This is a genomic window from Parashewanella hymeniacidonis, from assembly GCF_016900895.1.
In the GTDB taxonomy this organism is placed as follows: Bacteria; Pseudomonadota; Gammaproteobacteria; order Enterobacterales; family Shewanellaceae; genus Parashewanella; species Parashewanella hymeniacidonis.
On sequence record NZ_JAFEUN010000012.1, the window covers coordinates 44,690 to 62,625 of the forward strand.

Below are 17,936 nucleotides of genomic sequence, written 5' to 3' on the forward strand. Positions count from 1 at the left end.
AAAACTAAAAAAAACCAGCCATACGGCTGGTTTTTTTTAATGAAAGTAATTACTACATTGAATAAGAAATAGTTGCGTAGTAGAAGCGACCGATTCCATCATATGAAGCTGAACCAGCACCTGTACCTGTTGTACCAAAAGGTAAATCTTTATCAAACAAATTATCAATACCAACTCTGAAACTAACACCGCTGTCAAAGTTATAGCCAGCTGTGACATCCGTTACGAAATAGCTAGGGAATTCGAGAAGGTTATTTGGATTCGGGTTATCCTCTAACTCTTGTTCAGTGTATAAACTAACACGATCAATATAACGAGTTTTCCAAGTTCCTACCCAGCTGTCTTTTGAATAAGCCAAAGAAAGATTTGCTTGCCATTTAGCCTCACCTGTCGTACCCGCATTTTCAGTAAAGTCTGACGGATCTTCCTGGAAAGCATACGTCTTTCTTTCAATTAAATAAGTACCAAGTAAATTCGCAGAAAAGTCTCCACCCATGAGGTCAAAACTATGAGCTATCTCAAAATCAATACCAGAAGCTTCTTGACCCGCAAGGTTTAACACACTATTGCGGATTAATGTAATTTCACCACTTGAGTCACGAGTGATTCGACTACAATAAATATTATCAATACCAGTTTCTGAATCTACACAGCGATCAACAATATCTTGAGAACCAACTGCAGAAATTGCATCAGTTAACTCAATCTTCCAATAATCAATAGTAATAGAAGCATCATCAATGAATTCAGGAGAGTAAACAGCACCAATTGTTAAACTTTCACTCTTTTCTTCTTTAAGTTCTAAGTTACCTGTTTGCAAACCACGTACACTTGCTGCATCGTAGTCAGAATCAAATCCAACTGGTACACCTAAAGCAGCACAATTCGCTCGACGAGTTTCTGCATTTTGTAAATCATCTAATTCACTAGTTTTACAGGCATCATCAATGTTATAGAATGTTTCACTTTCTGCGCCAAACAATTCACCAATATTTGGAGCTCTCAAAGCTTCAGAATATGTACTGCGGAATTTAAGGCCGAAACCAACTTGCCAATCTAACCCTACTTTCCAACTTGTTGCATTTCCTACAGAACTATAATCTGCAAATCGAACTGCGGTATCTAAATTCAACATCTCAACAGCAGGCATATCAGCTAGTAAAGGAACAGAAATCTCCACGAAAGCTTCTTTTACATTAAAACTACCTTCATCCTCACCTAATGAGTTAAAGAAAGTCGCACCTTCAGTAGCATTCGAAGGTTCTTTAGTTACGCTTTTTTCCTCTCTGTATTCAACCCCAGCAGCTAATCCAATATCACCTGCTGGAAGTTCATATAAAGAACTATTAGAAATTGACGCACTAAATACATTTTGTTCTACTCGGCTAGAACCTACGGATGTAGTATTTACATAATTGGCGGCTGCCTGAGACGGAGCACCATAGCCCATAATGTTAATTGGTACACAGCCTGCTGCACGCGCATCTTCATCACGACAAACGATATCTCCATTTGCATCGCGAACTGCATCAAGTGCATTAAAGTAATTTTCGTAAACTAAGTTATTTAAGTTTGTGCGAATGTGATCTGTTGCTCCCCAAACATAAGAAACATCATAACCCCAATCTTCATTCATATAACCCTTAGCGCCTAAAACAAAACGCTTTGTTATACGTTCATCTTCTTCAATACGAACACCAAAATCTGTGTTCATTCTATTGATTCTAATAGAGGAAAGCTCATTTTCATCCATAAAATCGGCGAGCGTACTATGAACGAATGGGTTATCTCTTTTTATCGAATTTCGACCATCAAAATGGAAAAATGATGCTTGTCCTTCGTCTTTTGCTTCAACTTTTACATATTTCCCACTAAAGTAGACTTCATGATCTTCTGCATATTCATGTTGTCCTTTTAGGTTAAAGCTTACTCTATCAAATTCAGGCTGTAATTCTGTAAAATCCCTTAAATTCAAATACTCACAATTAAGACAAGAAATTCCATCGATTTGGCTTCCTAAATTTTGAGATCTGAACGAACCATCTGGGTCAAATGTATAACCTACTCCAGCACCACCGTACACTGTACCAGCATTTGTAATAGACCATAATCCCGCATTTTCATATGTAATTTTATCAGGGAAGTTAGGGTCATCTTTATTGTCAGCATTTTGTGCAGGATTTGCTAAGCTCCTGATAGATACGTTAGTAATATCTCTATCAGAGGCCCATAGTTGATCTTGTTCTGCATATTCAACAGCAAAAGCTATATTACCTTTATCTTCGTCAAAATTTGTACCATAAGAAAAAGTATATTTACCGTTTGCATATGGGTTATCAGCTGCGTCACCTCGCGTAAAGCTAACATCTAGCCCTTCAATATTGTCTTTTAATATAAAGTTAACTACACCAGTAACAGCATCTGCACCATAAACAGCTGAAGCACCACCAGTGATAATTTCGACTCGGTCAATCCAAACACTAGGAATTGTATTTGTATCAACAGATGCTGAACCCGCAGCACTTGATACATGTCGCTTACCATCAACTAGGACAAGTGTTCTGTCTGTGCCCATATTTCTTAGGTCAAGAATATTTAAACCTGCAGTACCGATGAATCGACCAGAGTTGGCCAGAGAATATGTCGTCGCTAGCGCTGGAAGTTCATTCAATACTTCTCCAATATTTAAAGCCCCTGAATTAACTAAGTCTTTTCCTGAAATTACCGTCACAGGACTTGGAGATTCAACACCTTCACGATAAATTCGTGAACCAGTGACTTCAACTCGTTCAACATTTCCCTCTTCTTCGGCAGCAAATACTGGTGCAGAAAGCGCAGCAGTAGCTGCTCCACCAATCAGTGCGAATTTAACTGATCTAGCTAGTAAATTCTTATAAAGCATTGTCTATCTCCCTGGACATTTTATGTCTTTTTTATAATCAATCTAAATGAAAATACTTAGATTGCTATCTCAACATAAAACACATATTTAACATATGTTTTCATTGAATATGGCAATAAAATCACATTTGAAACATTTATTCAACATTACCAAACAAAATATTTGGTTATTAAACTAAACAATGTTTTTTGAGTTTTATTTATCGACATTCGCAGGGATAAATGAATACAATATCCAAAGCTCTCGTTTATAAAATTCAGTCACAAAAGGCTTTTCAGAGCTTAAGAAATAATTGTTGGTTTGATAGAATTGGAGGCGCTTTCATAGAGCTAGTAAATTCCGGTAACGATGACTCCTAACTGTGCAGGAGTCATTAATAGTATTATCTGTGCTATAACCACTAATTTAAAAGATATATTTAAACCCTGCTGCAACACCATCATCATCATAAACAGACATAGCTTGTTCATGCTTGCCTTTGAAGTCACTTAAGTCAGTTCGGTTCTCAACATAAATCAACAATTGTTGATCATATTGATATTGTAAACTTGTGATAACATTTTTACGTTCAAAATTATCACCGTGGTAAGCGCGTTGATATTCTTGCCCAGCGTTATAGTCGTCATATTGAACATAGACTCTGAAATTGTTATCAAAAAGATATGAAAATGAAGATTCTAACCCTTTAGTTTCCGGTAAGAGCCTGCCAATGTTATCGACATCGTGATTGTGGCCAATACTGTAGTTGGCTGCTGCAAAAAATCCCGGTTTAAGCCAATTACCAAATACCACTCCTCCCCCATAGATATCATCAACTTTATTTATTGATGCGCCTTTTTGATTCGTTAGATCAAACTCTCCACGGTTATACCCTGCTGTTATGGTAAATAATGGGTTCAACTTGTACCGTAAGCCGACACCATAAGTATTCCCATATTCAACAGAGTACTTTTCTACTGGTGAATTCATATTATGTGAGAATGGAAATGGATTTAAGTCAGCCATTGAAAACTTGTCGTTCATAACTTGCATTTGTAATGCAACACTCAGGCCGCCAAACTGATTGCGATATTGAATCGCTTGTTCAGCTCTTCCAACACCATTAACATTACCATCGCTTAAGTAAGTATTCGAACCTGCGGCGTTACCATCCCATACGGCTCCGTTGTCAGTATCTTGTACGACATCAAACCAGGCTCCATATAGTTTACCGAATGCCAAACTGCCATACTTGGGGCTCTTGAATCCAACATAGCTTTCTCTGTTATAGAAAAAGTCACTGTTCTGTTTTTCTACTAAGCTATCGTTATTGAATGCAATTTGGTTATCACCAACAATATTCACTCCCCACTCGAACGTACCAAATATAGTTAAATCGTCTTTTAATTTGTGTGTTGCATCAAGATGCACTCTTGAACCAGCACTGACTAAATGGGTTTCATTATTGGTATTAACGACAGCAACGCCAAAAATGCCTTTGCCATCAATTGTATTATTCTTGTCTTTTAAGAGGGATACCGCGGATGCAGAAATTGGATGTAAAATGGCCATAACGGCTGTCGCGATTATTGCGGCTTGCTTCATTCTTCTCACCTTATTTGATTCGTTATATTTCTCCTTTTTGTTTTAAAGTACTTCCAGCCAACTATTAATTAACCTAAATCAGTAGGTTAGTACAAGCTAAAATGAATTAAAGATAGTTAATGCTTTAAAACATTGACAATTGTCCAGTCGACGCCGAATTGAGGTTTTCACCCGTTATATCAAACAATGATTCAGCAATCGGAATAATTTGTTTTTCTATATAATAGTCGTAGTCAATTTCAGCATTTCGATACGAAATGGACTGCGGCCCCTGTAGAGTGTTCACGTACTTTATGGTTGCACCACGCTTTAAGAATTTAGTATCAGAAGTATGTTTAAACAATTGATTAGCGACTCTGACATGTGGTGAGGATTTAGCCGTATATTCTTCAACATTTCGGCTTAACTTTCTCTTAAACACGAGTTCATTATCTAATTTTCCAGATTTAAGCATTTCGATTTGTTGGCTCAAATACCGCCCTAACTTTTGACCTAGAAATAGGCGTTGATAAAGCTCAAACTGAATACGTTTTGCGAGTTTACTCCAATCATTTCTAACGTTTTCCATTCCCTTAAATACAATTTCTATTTCTTCTTTTGTTTTCTTTGTGCCGACGTACCGTTTTTTACTTCCGAGTTCAGAGCCTCTCAATGTTGGCATATGGAACTGATCAAAATGAGTTTCAAATTCAAGCTCTAAATAACTCTCTAGGCCATATTCTTCTAACAGCTTATTTTTCCATTTTTTATTAATTAGCTCAGCAAGCTCTCCCCCCAATGCATCTGGATTTTCATGATCACCAGCCCAGACAAATGTAGAATCCGTATCACCATAAATCACTGTATGACCTAACTCTTCAATCCATTGCTTTGTCTGCTTCATCAACTCGTGACCACGCATAGTGATAGAGCTTGCGAGCTTTGCATCATGGAACACACAGCTTGGTGTACCTAACACGCCATACATCGAATTCATTATAATTTTGATGGCATGTGATAAAGGCGCATTTTTTTCTTGTTTTGCAATTTCACGTTGTTCTGATAGATTTGCAATTAACTGCGGCAATATTGGCCTCTTCCTACTGAATTTTGCCCCTAAAAATCCAGCAACCGAATTGTCTGCCTCCTTTAACCCTTCAACTAACCCCTTTGGATCAATTAAAAAAGTTCGGATAATATTGGGGTACAAACTTTTGAAATCGAGCACCAATACGTTGTTATACAAACCAGGAATCGAATCCATTACGTAGCCGCCGGGTGACTCTAAGCCATCGCTAACCGCTGATTGAGGTGCGACATAACCCGCTTTATGTAATTTTGGAAAATATAAGTTGTTAAACGCCGCAACCGAAGCTGCTGTCCTACCTAACTCTAAACCCGTCAATTGGCTTCGTGCGATAGCAAAGTTCCATAAATCAGTTTTTTCAAAAATGTCCCAAACGAGCCTACAATCCGTTAGGTTATAATGAGCTAAAGATAATTTGTCATGTTCAAACATATCTGCAATTTTGGTCCCTCGTCCTTTAACATCATCGATAGCCTTACCTTCATGCAGTAATTCTCTTGAGACGTTTTCTAATGAGAAGCTTTCGAATTTATAAAAAGCGGCTTTTAACCAATCAATACCATCCAATACAACTCGCCCCGGCAATGACAATGTTTCAGGTCTATATTTACCCTCAACTTTCCAGCTCAACTTAGAAGACGCTCTACCGATGGTTAAAGGTAAGCTATGAACCAGTGCTCGTTTGTAAAGTAATGCTAAATCAAATGTGATCACCGCCCAACCGATAACAATGTCAGGGTCATAGTCTTGAAACCAAGAAATCAGTTTTACTATGAGCTCTCGTTCATCGAGCACCCATTCAACGTATTCAGGTGACTTGACTTGCGCTTTACCTACCATAATGACTTTTTGATAGCCTTCGGCGTACAACCCCACAGAATAAAGCTCACTCTGCGGACTGCACTCGAAGTCTAACGAGATGCTTTTAAGAGGATAATTTTTAGAGGCTTGGATTGGGCGCACTCTTTGAGCTCGAAATTGTTTAATGCCAGTACTTGGTGAGTGAATATCATGGCCTAAAAACTCAGCATCAAAGGCAATTTCACGCTCGCATAAGTAACGGTGTTCAGGCTTAATTCCCGTTTCATACAGCGGAATATTCAGTCTTTCAGCAATATCTTTAACTTTGGCTTGTTCCTGCCGAGTCTCAGTATAAATAGCAGTAACTTCATCTCCATTAAAATCTTTCAATGGAAGAGACTTGGATACATAACTATTTTCGATATCAAGATTGAATAACTTAGAAAAGTCATTTGTCTTACAGAAACATACCCAGTTTGCATCATCAACTCGAACTAAAACAGGACCTGAAGACGTAGCAACAAAGTATTCAATAAAATGCTGCCCACGAAGCTTATTAATTCTACGTGTTAATACTTGTCCTGAAACTGTCGTTAATGATGAAGACATTTAACCCCCTTTAAATACATGCAATACAACCAGTTAGATAATTAACTCAATTCTGGGGTGATAAACCTTACTTAATGGAATGCCATGCCACATTAACTTGAATAAATGAACTTAACCTCTATTCCACTGAATTCGCTTTATTCCCTAACTAAAAGCTCTAAACATTCAATTATCTATAATTAATTGTCATTCCATGCAGCTATATAAAACTGTTATTATATACAGCACACTTATAAGGAAGCTACAAACATAATCATGCTCGCAGATAAGGTCAAAACACAAATACGCACTATCTATAAAGGTATTGCAGCTGCACTTCCCAATTTTGTCTCTCGCAGGGAGCAGAATTATATGGTGGCAGAGATCTCGAAAACACTCGCGGGCGAATATGATAAGGATCGTCGAATTATTGTGGTCGAAGCTGGAACAGGTATTGGTAAATCATTATCTTATTTGCTCGGCACGATCCCACTGGCTTTAGCACAAAAGAAAAAAGTGTGTATTGCTACGGCAACGGTGGCGCTTCAGGAGCAACTACTCCATAAAGATTTACCTTTCTTTTTGGCACAATCTGAGCTCAACTTTAAATTTGGTTTGGTGAAAGGCCGTCAACGCTACGTTTGTTTATCTAAGTTAGAAATGCTGATTGGCGAAGATAATGGTACTCAAATGGCCATGTGGCAGACCAAGCCAGATCAACACCAAATTGAAATATTGCAAAGGCTGCTTCGTGATTACCATGAAGGCAAGTGGAATGGTGAAATTGATACATTAACTGTCGATTTACCTGATCATATGTGGCAACAAATTTCATCTGACAAACACAGCTGCCATCGAACGTTAGCCGCTCATAGATTATGTCCGTTTCACAGTGCTAGAGAAGAAGTCGACTCTTGGGATGTTCTCATCGTTAATCACAGTCTGCTATTTGCCGACTTAGAGCTGGGCGGTGGTGTAATTCTGCCTGATCCTGAAGATGTATTTTATGTCATTGATGAAGCACATCACCTTCCTAATGTTGCAAGAGATTTTTCAAGTGCTCAATCAACGATTCGTAGCACCGTAGACTGGCTAGAAAAATTTAATAAAACGGTGGCTAAACTGCAGAGCCAAATTAGCAGTGACCAAGTAATCTCGCCATCTCAGAATTTACAAGATCATATTGCAGATATGGTCAGAGTGCTCAACCAAGTGGGCCACTTTTGTGATGCGCAACTTAAGTTTTTCAATAATCCCGAGTCTCGCTGGCGCTTTGAGCATGGACAAATACCAGAAACGCTTAAAATTCCTGCTGAAAATTTAGCAACAGAGTCAAATCAAGCTCTAAAACAATTTAATAAAATTCAGTCTATTTTAAGTGAGTCGATTAAAGACGGGGAAATTCCTAAGCACCTGGCAGAACAACTCCTCACTGAAGCTGGTTTTATGTTGCAACGCCTTGAGTCGGTTGCCAAGCTTTGGAAAGCCATAGCTAAAGAGGACAGTCCGAAGGGTGCTCCCTCTGCTCGTTGGGCTGAATTAATTTCTGGAAAAAAATCAGATTACTTGTTCCAAGCCTCGCCTATCGAAGTTGGCTTTATGCTAGAAACAATGCTTTGGAAAAAAGCCGCAGGTGTCGTTTTATGTAGTGCAACATTACGCGCTTTAAATAAATTTGAACATTTTTGTCATCAGGTCGGTCTATCACTTAACGATGGCAGTCGTTACCTAGCATTACAATCACCATTTGATTATGAAAACAATGCCACATTGTTTTTACCTCAAATGCGTACTGAACCTACTGCGGACGACTACACAGAGGAATTAGCAGAGCAAATTCTTAAATTAGTAGAAGGTGAAATGGCGACACTGGTTCTATTTGCCTCTTATTGGCAAATGGACAAGGTTATCGAACTAATCGAAGGTAAATTAAAAATACCTTTGCTGGTTCAAGGCACAAAACCAAGACAAGAACTGCTCAAACAGCACTACCAACTCTGCGATGATAACCTACCAAGTATCATTTTTGGAACCGGCAGTTTCTCAGAAGGTTTAGATTTACCTGGTGACTATTTAACGAATCTTATCGTCACAAAACTGCCTTTTGCGGTCCCTACTTCACCAGTTGAACAGGCACATGCCGAATACATTAAATTGAAAGGGGGCAATCCTTTTATACAGTTAACTGTTCCGGATGCATCACGCAAATTAATTCAGAGTTGCGGACGTCTTCTCAGAAAAGAACAAGATTATGGCAGAGTGACCATTTTAGATAGAAGATTAATCACTAAAAGGTATGGAAAATCGCTATTGGATGCCTTACCTCCATTTCGTAGAGTAGTAGAGTAATTTATTTATGATGTTAGAAGTCGGACATTGGTTTATGCTTGCGCTGGTTGGGATCAGTGCAGGCTTCATTGACGCCGTAGTTGGCGGAGGTGGGCTATTGTCTATTCCAGCATTGCTTTCTTTAGGGCTTCCACCTCACTTAACCTTGGGTACCAATAAAGTTGCGGCTTGCTTCAGCTCATTTACTTCATCATTGACCTATTTCAAACAAGAGTTGTTTAGCCCAAAACTATGGTACCACACCGCAATTGCAAGCTTTGTCGGTGGGGTGTTAGGTAGTGCATTAGTCCTAGCCATTGATAATGAATGGTTAATAAAGATCCTCCCCATCATTATTATTGCTGTTGCTGTTTATTCTCTTATCAACCCTAATGCGATAGGTTCCCAAAATTCTAAAATGATTAAAAAAAGCCCAAACAAGCTACATCAATGGCTAATGGGTCTTGCTTTAGGGGGCTATGACGGTTTTGCAGGTCCTGGCGCCGGGGCATTTTGGACAATATCAACGTCTAAATTTTATGGGCTTCCACTTCTTAATAGCTGCGGTTTAGCAAGGTCCATGACTCTGGTCAGTAACTTAACCGCATTAATGGTCTTTATTGCTTTAGATGAAGTGAACTATCTTGTCGGCATTGTACTGGGCTTGTTTATGATGATTGGGTCATTTATCGGTGCAAGAGTGGCGATTCGTTTCGGCTCTCCATTTATTAAACCTATTTTTATTACTGTGGTATTGTTTATGTCACTGCATTTAGCATGGAGCGCTTGGCTATAATGAGTATCAATCAACAGCAGTTGATCATAAAACTTCGTGAACAGCTAGGTAGACTTGAGCAAGAGGTACTGAAGCACGACAGCAATCTTGCACAAAATGAACAAAAGTTGTTGCAAAATAATGGCCGCTTCAACTCTGGTTTATTCCATCAAAATGGGGGTAAGCTTATTGCTTGTGTTCATCAGATAAAACACAGCATCAATATGCTCGATAAACGCTTACAAGCGGGTATAAATAAAGACGCAATTGAAACAAGTTGCCTTCATATTCAAGACCAATTCTCTGCCGTTAAACGTGCTCTCAACACTACAGCTATTGATTTAAAATCAGAAAGGCATAAACGCTCTACTGCCCGAAGCAGTTATTTGAAACGACAGCAAAAAAAGCATAATGACTCGGGTTTTGAGTGGATAGCCAGTAATGTAATGCAGAACAGTCACCAGCTTTATGCTGAGCTGAATAAACATTTGAACTGGGCAAGTAGAATTGAAGAAAAAATCCAAGAATCTAATCAGAAATTGGATAACTGTTTAGCTCGAGATAAACTCAAGTTACAACATGAGATTCTTGATATGCACAAACGACTAGGCAAATGCAGGCAAGCTATCTCTTATATTGAAGATAGAATACAACTATTTGAGCGACCAAATTACAAAAAAGACTTTTAATGAGAATGAGTATGAGAAAATGGATTTCAGTTTCATCACTACTGTTACTTTCACTTACAGCTAATGCCTTTGCCAGCCAGCTATCTATTCCAAGTGAATTTGAATTTTTAGCTGTTGATGGTTACCCAATAAATTCTTCATTACTCAATCGTAAATCTTCTATCAAGCTTGCTAAAGGTGAACATAAAGTTGCCATGCGCTTTAACGACCTCTATGAAGATGACATCACAGGCAGTCATGGCTATATCAAATCTCACCCTTTTATTGTTTCAATTTTTGTGGATGGATTAAACCAATATCAACTGGCGGGTTTAGGCTCTCAATTTAATGATGACCCAGACAAATACGCCAAAAATCCAAAAATTACGATTCGCAGAGTCGATAATGGCAAAGTGGTTTACTCAGTCAAAAACACCCAATTTAATGAAGGTTCTCTCCTTGGTGAAATGTTAGGTGGCGAAGCCCGTAAAGACGTTAAAGCCTATGCTGTACAACAAACAACGGTTCATAAAGTTCAAGCTTCAACTCAAGCGATTACAAATGAGGATACAGCAGCAAACGCAGCACAAGACGAAACAACGGTTGATAATGAAGCAATGCTGAAATATTGGTGGAACAAAGCCGATACCGAATCAAGGCAAAATTTTTTAATCTGGCTGCAAACACAAAATAAAAAATGATCCCATATGTCTATCACGCAAGTTATTCAGAGCTTGCGTTACCCCCCAATCATCGTTTTCCAACAACCAAGTATCAAGATCTTTATGAATACCTGCTCGAAAGCAAATTCGCCAAAGCTGAGCAGTTTCATTTTCCAGACCCCATTTGCTCTGAAGAGTTATTTGCCATTCACGATCCAAATTATGTTAAAGAACTTATTAATGGCACGCTCGATTCAAAAATGATGAGGCATATTGGTTTTCCATGGTCGAAAGGATTAATTAGGCGAACACTACATTCTATTGCAGGTACTCGACTAACGGCATCACTTGCTCTTGAGCACGGTTGTGCATTACATTTGAGTGGCGGTTATCACCACTCTCACTACGACTTCGGTAGCGGGTTTTGTTTATTCAACGATTTAATCTTTGCCGCTACGGAGATGCAAAAAAAATATGGTTTGGCAACCGTTCTCATTTTTGATTGCGATGTTCATCAAGGTGACGGTACGGCATCATTAGGTCAAAACCATGAAGGTATTGTTACCTGTTCTCTGCATTGTGGTAAGAACTTCCCAGCTCGAAAAATGCACTCTGACTACGATATTGAACTTGAAAAAGAGACGCCTAACCTCCCCTATTTAGAAACAGTTTCTCAAACCTTTGAGTATCTAATTCGACTTCACCAGCCTGACCTCATTATTTACGACGCTGGTGTTGATGTCCATAAAGATGACGATCTTGGATATTTAAATATCTGTGATGATGGCATTTATCAACGCGATACAAATATTTTTTCAATAGCAAAACACAATGATATCCCAGTTGCTGCCGTTATAGGTGGCGGCTACAGTAGAAATCGACCTGAGTTAGTAAATCGACACTATCAATTATTTAAAGCTGCTAACCACGTTTTTAGCTAGTTGGTCATAACGTACCGCTGTAATTATCTGTTACTTTTTCAATATTGATTCTCCAAACCAACAAGTGTTAACTTTTACTTAACATGATTGGAGATAACAATGATTAAAAAAATTCTAAAAGGTACCGGTATTGCAGTTGCAGTAACAATTGCACTGGGTGGCAGCTTTGCTGCTCATGAATGGTACGCAGATAAACCATTCATGATGCGCTCTCTGCTTGACAGAGAGATGATGAAAATCGCTTTTGATAGCCCAGAAACACTGACTTCTTTAGGTTTTCTAGAGTCAGTTGGCATTACAAATCATAACGCAGAACTTGATGACGACAGACCTCAACAGCTAGAAAAAATGTTTGTTACTGCGAACCGCATTCAAACATTGCTCAACAATTATGATAATAACGATCTCAATGAATCAGATAAATTGAGTAAAGAGATCTCACTTTATCTTCTAGATTTTGTGAATTCTTCATATGAATACCGTCATCATAATTATCCAGTAAATCAACTCTTCGGTCTGCAAAACGGTTTCCCAAGCTTCATGCAAGCTCAACATCAAGTTAACAGCATCGAAGATGCAGAAAACTATATCTCTCGTTTGAATAAGTTACCTGTCAAGTTTTCTCAAAATATCGAAGGGTTAAAAATCCGAGAGGACAAAGGAATTTTACCTCCAAAGTTCGTTGTTGAACGTGTTTTAGAAGAAATGCAAAACTTTGTCGATAAGCCTATCAAAGAGAATATTCTTTATGCCTCTTTAGAAGAAAAGCTCGAAAAGATCAGTGACATCGAAGATCAAGAAAAACAAAGAGTACTGAAGCAGACACATCAAGCAATCAAACAGAGTATTCATCCGGCCTACAACCAGCTAATCACCTATTTTGAACAGCTAGAGCCTAAAACAGGCAACGATCACGGCTTTTGGAATTTACCGAACGGCGATAAAGCTTATAAGAAAGCACTGCAGTTTTTTACCACAACAGATTATTCAGCTGAACATATCCATCGTCTAGGTTTAACTGAAGTCGACCGTATTCAAGGTCAAATTCTTAGCGAGCTAACAAAGCTCAATATCAATGCTGATAACTTTACCCAAGCGATTGAGGTTTTGGCCGACAATGAAAAATATTATTACCCTGATACTGATGAGGGTCGCCAACAAATCCTTGCTGACTACCAGACGATTCTAGACGAAATTAATGCGAACCTTGATGATGCATTTAATATTCGACCAAAAGCCGGTATGGAAGTCGTTCGGATTCCTGAGTTTAAAGAGAAAACGTCTCCTGGTGCATATTATCAAGGACCATCACTAGACGGCAGCCGACCTGGACGTTTTTTTGCAAACCTTTACGACATTAAAGCTACACCAACTTATAGCATGAGAACACTGGCTTATCATGAGGGTGTACCTGGTCACCACTTCCAAATTGCAATCGCTCAAGAACTCGAAGGGTTACCGTTTATTAGAAAAATGGGCGGTTTTACCGCTTATAGCGAAGGCTGGGCATTGTATGCCGAGCAGTTAGCGTGGGAGTTAGGGTTTCAGAAAAAACCAGAGGATAACATTGGTCGTTTACAGGCTGAGCTCTTTAGAGCTGTGCGCTTAGTTGTTGATACAGGTATCCACCATAAACGCTGGACTCGTGAACAAGCAATTAAATACATGAAAGCGAATACAGGTATGACGCAAAGTGATGTTGTTTCTGAAATTGAGCGCTACATTGTAATGCCCGGACAAGCGACCTCATACAAAATTGGCATGATGAAAATCCTTGAACTACGTGAAAAAGCCAAGTCTCAACTCGGCGATAAATTCGATCTTGCAGAATTTCATGATGTTGTTTTGAAGAATGGCCCTGTTCCACTGTCTATCCTCGAAAGACTTGTTGACGGTTGGATTAAAGATAAAAATATGGAACAAAGTATCTAACCATTGGATGGCTCTTACCCAAAATAGGTTGAGAGCCGCTTAATTTTTAGTGTGTAACTACAATCATTTAATGAATCAATATTTTGACTAACGACACTAAACCGACAGAAAATAACATCATAACCTCAAATTTACAGTTTACTCATCTAAATAAACCACAACTGTTATAATTAATTACTTTTTGTTATATAAACTTAACATAAATCCCCATCCATCTGTTTTAAATAGACTAATTCCACCAAGCCTGATGATTGCATTAAATATACAATCAAAAAGAAATCAATAAATTATTTTACTGGCTACCTCTACAACCCAGTTAAAGCCTATGTTTTCTCATCATTTTTTTCATTTTCCTCTTTTTGTTTTTTTGCTGATTTAACTGCTTCTAATTAAGAAAAACCTAATTTTACATTTTGTTTACATTTTAGGTTTATCATTCTATTTTTTTAAGCCGGCAGCAAAATCAATTTACAACAATTCTAATTATAAGCTGCTAAATAACCACAGAAGTGAGAAAGCAAAACACTTCAGTACAGATTGAGAATTCCAAATAATAGGGAAATCACGCATGAAAAATAAAACGAGGCAAAATGTTGCATTGGGGTTATCAGCTATAGCGATGGCAGTCGCTACAGTTGCAAATGCAAATTCTGTAAATCCATTAAATAACGGGTTTAGCCAAAAATCACCGCTGCCAAAGCGATACATCATTAAGTTTCGCAATGCGGAATCGGCTTCTTTTCTAGCCAACGACTCATTCGTAACAAATTCAGTTTCAGCGTCCCCAAGATCATTTGAGCGCTCCAATCATATGAAAGCAATGAGCAGTGTTCAGGCTCGCCAAATGAAGCAAATTGGTCGTTCTAGAAGTTATACAGCAGAATTAAATGACTCTGCGTTACTTAAATTAAGAAGCCGAGTTGACGTAGAGCTTGTTGAAGAAGATAGTCCACGCCGTCTGCTTTCCGAAACAACACCATGGGGTCAAACTTATGTTGGTGCAACATCTTTAGACGATTCTCAAACTGGAAACCGTACTGTTTGTATCATCGATTCTGGGTACGACATTGATCACAATGACTTGAGTGGCAACCAAGTTACTGGAACCAATAACTCTGGTACTGGTAATTGGTACGACCCAGGTTCAAATAATGCCCACGGCACACACGTAGCAGGCACTATAGCAGCCATCAACAACAATGAAGGTGTTGTTGGTGTTATGCCAAATCAAAATGCCAATGTTCACGTTATCAAAGTATTTAACTCTAGTGGTTGGGGTTATTCTTCTGATTTGGTCAGCGCTATTGACCGCTGTGTTGATGCAGGAGCCAATGTTGTTAATATGAGCTTAGGTGGAGCAGGCTCAAATAACACTGAACGAAATGCACTTCAGGCTCATGCAAACAACGGAGTGTTATTAATCGCAGCGGCAGGTAATGATGGAAATAGCGATCACAGTTATCCAGCATCTTACGATGCAGTAATGTCTGTAGGCGCTGTAGACAGAAATAAACAACATGCTGAGTTCTCACAATTTACCAACCAAGTTGAAATCTCAGGTCCAGGTGAAGCCATTCTATCGACGGTTTCTGTTGGCGAAGGTCGTTTGGCTGACATCACAATCAATGGTCAGTCGTATTTCGATGACGGCATTGTTCCCCATTCACGTCTCGTACCTCAAGGAACAAGTTTTGGCCCTAGTCCAATTAACGGCAGCTTCTCTGGTGAACTATCAGAATGTTCTGTTTTAGGTTCAAACTACAGCTGTGGCAACATGTTCAATAAAGTCTGCCTTGTAGAACGTGTTGGTAACCAAGGCGGCGGGTCTTACCCAGATTATGATGCTGTTGAAGCTTGTGAAAATGCAGGTGCAAGAGCAACTATCGTTTACAGTAATACCGATCGTCCAGGACTACAAAACCCATTTGATCTCGACAGAAATACGGCACAACAACATATTTCTGTTTCAGTCGATCGTGCAACGGGTCTAGCACTACGTAACCAAGTTGGGCAAACTGCGGCCGTAAATGTAACCGCTGGCGAAGATTACGAGTATTACAATGGTACTTCAATGGCAACACCACATGTTGCTGGTGTCGCAACACTCGTGTGGAGTTATCACCCTCAGTGTACTGGCGCTCAAGTTCGTGCCGCACTTACTGCAACAGCAGAAGATGTTGATGTAGCTGGTCGTGATAATCGCACAGGTTTCGGTTTAGTCGATGCTGTTGCTGCTAAAGAATACCTTGATGCATCATGTAATGGCCCAACTGTTCCAGGTACAGGTGGTTCTGAACTTGAGAATGGTGTGGCTAAAATGAATCTTGAGGCAAGTACAGGTGATGAACTTCACTACACGCTTGATGTTCCAGCAGGCGCAACTGACCTTGGCATTGTAATGAGCGGTGGTAATGGTGATGCTGATTTATATGTGAAGTATGGCTCTGCACCGACGACAAATGACTATGATTGCCGCCCTTGGAAAAACGGTAATAACGAAAGCTGTCCTGTAAGCGACTCAGATGTGCAATCTGGAACTTATTATGTAATGGTTCGAGCTTACTCTACCTTCAGTGGTGTGAAGCTACAGGCTGATTTCACTGAGAATTCAACGACACCTCCAGGTGGTGCAGCATCTTACACCAATAATGGAAATTACAGCATTCCAGATAATAGTGCAGATGGTGTATCTAGCCCAATAAATGTCACTCGTACTGGTGATTCAGGCTCAGTTACTGTAGCGGTAGATATCAGTCACACATACATTGGTGATTTAGAAGTTCGTTTGGTTAGCCCAACAGGCGCCTTCGCCATTCTTCATGCTAACGATGGTGGTGGTTCAAACGATATCACTCAAACGTATACTGCTGACTTCTCAGGTGTTGAATCATCCGGTACTTGGACTTTAAAAGCCGTAGATAATGCACGTCGTGATATCGGCACAATCAATAGCTGGACACTGAGTTTCCAGTAAAGAATATCCTTACTTTATGAAGCATTGTCATGAGGTAAGGCTATAACAAGTAATGTTTACTCTCCCAACTTGAAGTTGAAGGGGCTATCATGTAATTAGGTAGCCCTTTTTTTCACCCTTAATTTATGAAACATGTACTTTGCTTTCTCCTCACTTTCACTTCATTTTACGCACTGGCAAATGACGTTGAAAACCTGATTGAACATAGACTTAATCTTTGCGTTGATGTTGCTCATTATAAAGTCCTACACCGTTTACCAATCACAAACGTAAATCAGGAAAAAAAGGTGCTTGCTGCAGCACAAAAAAAAGCGATGGTATATCACTTAAGGGGACTGATCAGATCTATATGATCTAAAGTCACAAATACAAGCGAGCTCGCCAGAGCAGGAAGTCCAACTCTGGTGATAAATATCAAAAGCAAATTTGTTTTTAGTGAGCGTTTCCAGAAGGAGCAAAACCAAGCACAGTAAGCCAATCATTCACTCTGCAACCTGTGATTTTTTCATAAGCTGAGGTTCCCTGATTTCTACCCCAACGTCTCTTTCTGAGATTATGCCAAGCCTTGAACAACTCTAAAAAACCTTGATTAACGCCTTTTCTCACATAAAGATAAGAGCGCAACGTTGCGTTAAAACCTTCAATTGCACTTGAGGCTCTGTGTCTTGAGTGAAGTAATTGCTCAACTTTAAACATCAACGTATCACACTCATCC

11 protein-coding genes are annotated in these 17,936 nt (G+C 39.1%); 7 read left to right on the forward strand and 4 right to left on the reverse strand.

Annotated elements, in window-relative coordinates; translation table 11 throughout:
• Window positions 1-52 precede the first annotated feature (52 nt).
• The 3 genes from JQC92_RS04335 to JQC92_RS04345 form a co-directional block, all read right to left on the reverse strand.
• On the reverse strand, window positions 53-2,902 hold the full coding sequence (locus JQC92_RS04335; RefSeq protein WP_204998497.1) for a TonB-dependent receptor domain-containing protein: 2,850 nt from the start codon (window positions 2,900-2,902) through the stop codon (window positions 53-55).
• 405 nt (window positions 2,903-3,307) lie between these two features.
• Window positions 3,308-4,486 (reverse strand): porin, encoded by a 1,179-nt coding sequence (locus JQC92_RS04340; RefSeq protein ID WP_204998498.1) that lies wholly within the window; start codon window positions 4,484-4,486, stop codon window positions 3,308-3,310.
• Between the two features lie 124 nt (window positions 4,487-4,610).
• Complete coding sequence (locus tag JQC92_RS04345) at window positions 4,611-6,962, reverse strand: DNA polymerase II (protein ID WP_204998499.1); 2,352 nt, start codon at window positions 6,960-6,962, stop codon at window positions 4,611-4,613.
• Between the two features lie 255 nt (window positions 6,963-7,217).
• Between JQC92_RS04345 and dinG the strand changes: the two genes are divergently transcribed.
• The 7 genes from dinG to JQC92_RS04380 all read left to right on the forward strand — a co-directional run bounded on the left by dinG (window position 7,218) and on the right by JQC92_RS04380 (window position 17,221).
• A complete protein-coding gene (gene dinG, locus JQC92_RS04350) occupies window positions 7,218-9,290 on the forward strand; it encodes an ATP-dependent DNA helicase DinG (protein ID WP_204998500.1) in 2,073 nt (690 codons plus the stop codon).
• Between the two features lie 7 nt (window positions 9,291-9,297).
• Complete coding sequence (locus tag JQC92_RS04355) at window positions 9,298-10,065, forward strand: sulfite exporter TauE/SafE family protein (RefSeq protein WP_204998501.1); 768 nt, start codon at window positions 9,298-9,300, stop codon at window positions 10,063-10,065.
• A gap of 5 nt (window positions 10,066-10,070) precedes the next feature.
• Window positions 10,071-10,733, forward strand: a complete 663-nt coding sequence (locus JQC92_RS04360; RefSeq protein ID WP_204998510.1) for a primosomal replication protein PriC — start codon at window positions 10,071-10,073, stop codon at window positions 10,731-10,733.
• An 11-nt stretch (window positions 10,734-10,744) separates the two neighbouring features.
• Window positions 10,745-11,413 carry a DUF2057 domain-containing protein gene (locus JQC92_RS04365; RefSeq protein ID WP_204998502.1) on the forward strand — a complete coding sequence of 223 codons (669 nt, stop codon included), beginning with the start codon at window positions 10,745-10,747 and terminating at the stop codon, window positions 11,411-11,413.
• A complete protein-coding gene (locus JQC92_RS04370; RefSeq protein ID WP_204998503.1) occupies window positions 11,410-12,315 on the forward strand; it encodes a histone deacetylase family protein in 906 nt (301 codons plus the stop codon). The genes JQC92_RS04365 and JQC92_RS04370 overlap by 4 nt, the downstream gene beginning before the upstream one ends.
• Window positions 12,316-12,414: 99 nt before the next feature.
• Entirely contained in the window at window positions 12,415-14,247 is a 1,833-nt protein-coding gene (locus tag JQC92_RS04375) for a DUF885 domain-containing protein (protein WP_204998504.1), read from the forward strand.
• Window positions 14,248-14,815: 568 nt separating this feature from the next.
• The gene (locus tag JQC92_RS04380; RefSeq protein ID WP_204998505.1) at window positions 14,816-17,221 is read left to right on the forward strand and encodes a S8 family serine peptidase; all 2,406 of its coding nucleotides are present in this window, start codon (window positions 14,816-14,818) and stop codon (window positions 17,219-17,221) included.
• Window positions 17,222-17,653: 432 nt separating this feature from the next.
• Here the strand turns inward: JQC92_RS04380 and JQC92_RS04390 are convergent.
• Window positions 17,654-17,936 (reverse strand): hypothetical protein (locus JQC92_RS04390; RefSeq protein WP_204998507.1); only part of this gene is annotated, 283 nt, incomplete at its 5' end.

Excerpts from the sequence above, each read along its gene's own strand:
- JQC92_RS04335 (WP_204998497.1), bottom strand. The coding sequence starts at position 2,902 with ATGCTTTATAAGAATTTACTAGCTAGATCAGTTAAATTCGCACTGATT.
- JQC92_RS04340 (WP_204998498.1), bottom strand. The coding sequence starts at position 4,486 with ATGAAGCAAGCCGCAATAATCGCGACAGCCGTTATGGCCATTTTACAT.
- JQC92_RS04345 (WP_204998499.1), bottom strand. The coding sequence starts at position 6,962 with ATGTCTTCATCATTAACGACAGTTTCAGGACAAGTATTAACACGTAGA.
- dinG (WP_204998500.1), top strand. The coding sequence starts at position 7,218 with ATGCTCGCAGATAAGGTCAAAACACAAATACGCACTATCTATAAAGGT.
- JQC92_RS04355 (WP_204998501.1), top strand. The coding sequence starts at position 9,298 with ATGATGTTAGAAGTCGGACATTGGTTTATGCTTGCGCTGGTTGGGATC.
- JQC92_RS04365 (WP_204998502.1), top strand. The coding sequence starts at position 10,745 with ATGAGAAAATGGATTTCAGTTTCATCACTACTGTTACTTTCACTTACA.
- JQC92_RS04370 (WP_204998503.1), top strand. The coding sequence starts at position 11,410 with ATGATCCCATATGTCTATCACGCAAGTTATTCAGAGCTTGCGTTACCC.
- JQC92_RS04375 (WP_204998504.1), top strand. The coding sequence starts at position 12,415 with ATGATTAAAAAAATTCTAAAAGGTACCGGTATTGCAGTTGCAGTAACA.
- JQC92_RS04380 (WP_204998505.1), top strand. The coding sequence starts at position 14,816 with ATGAAAAATAAAACGAGGCAAAATGTTGCATTGGGGTTATCAGCTATA.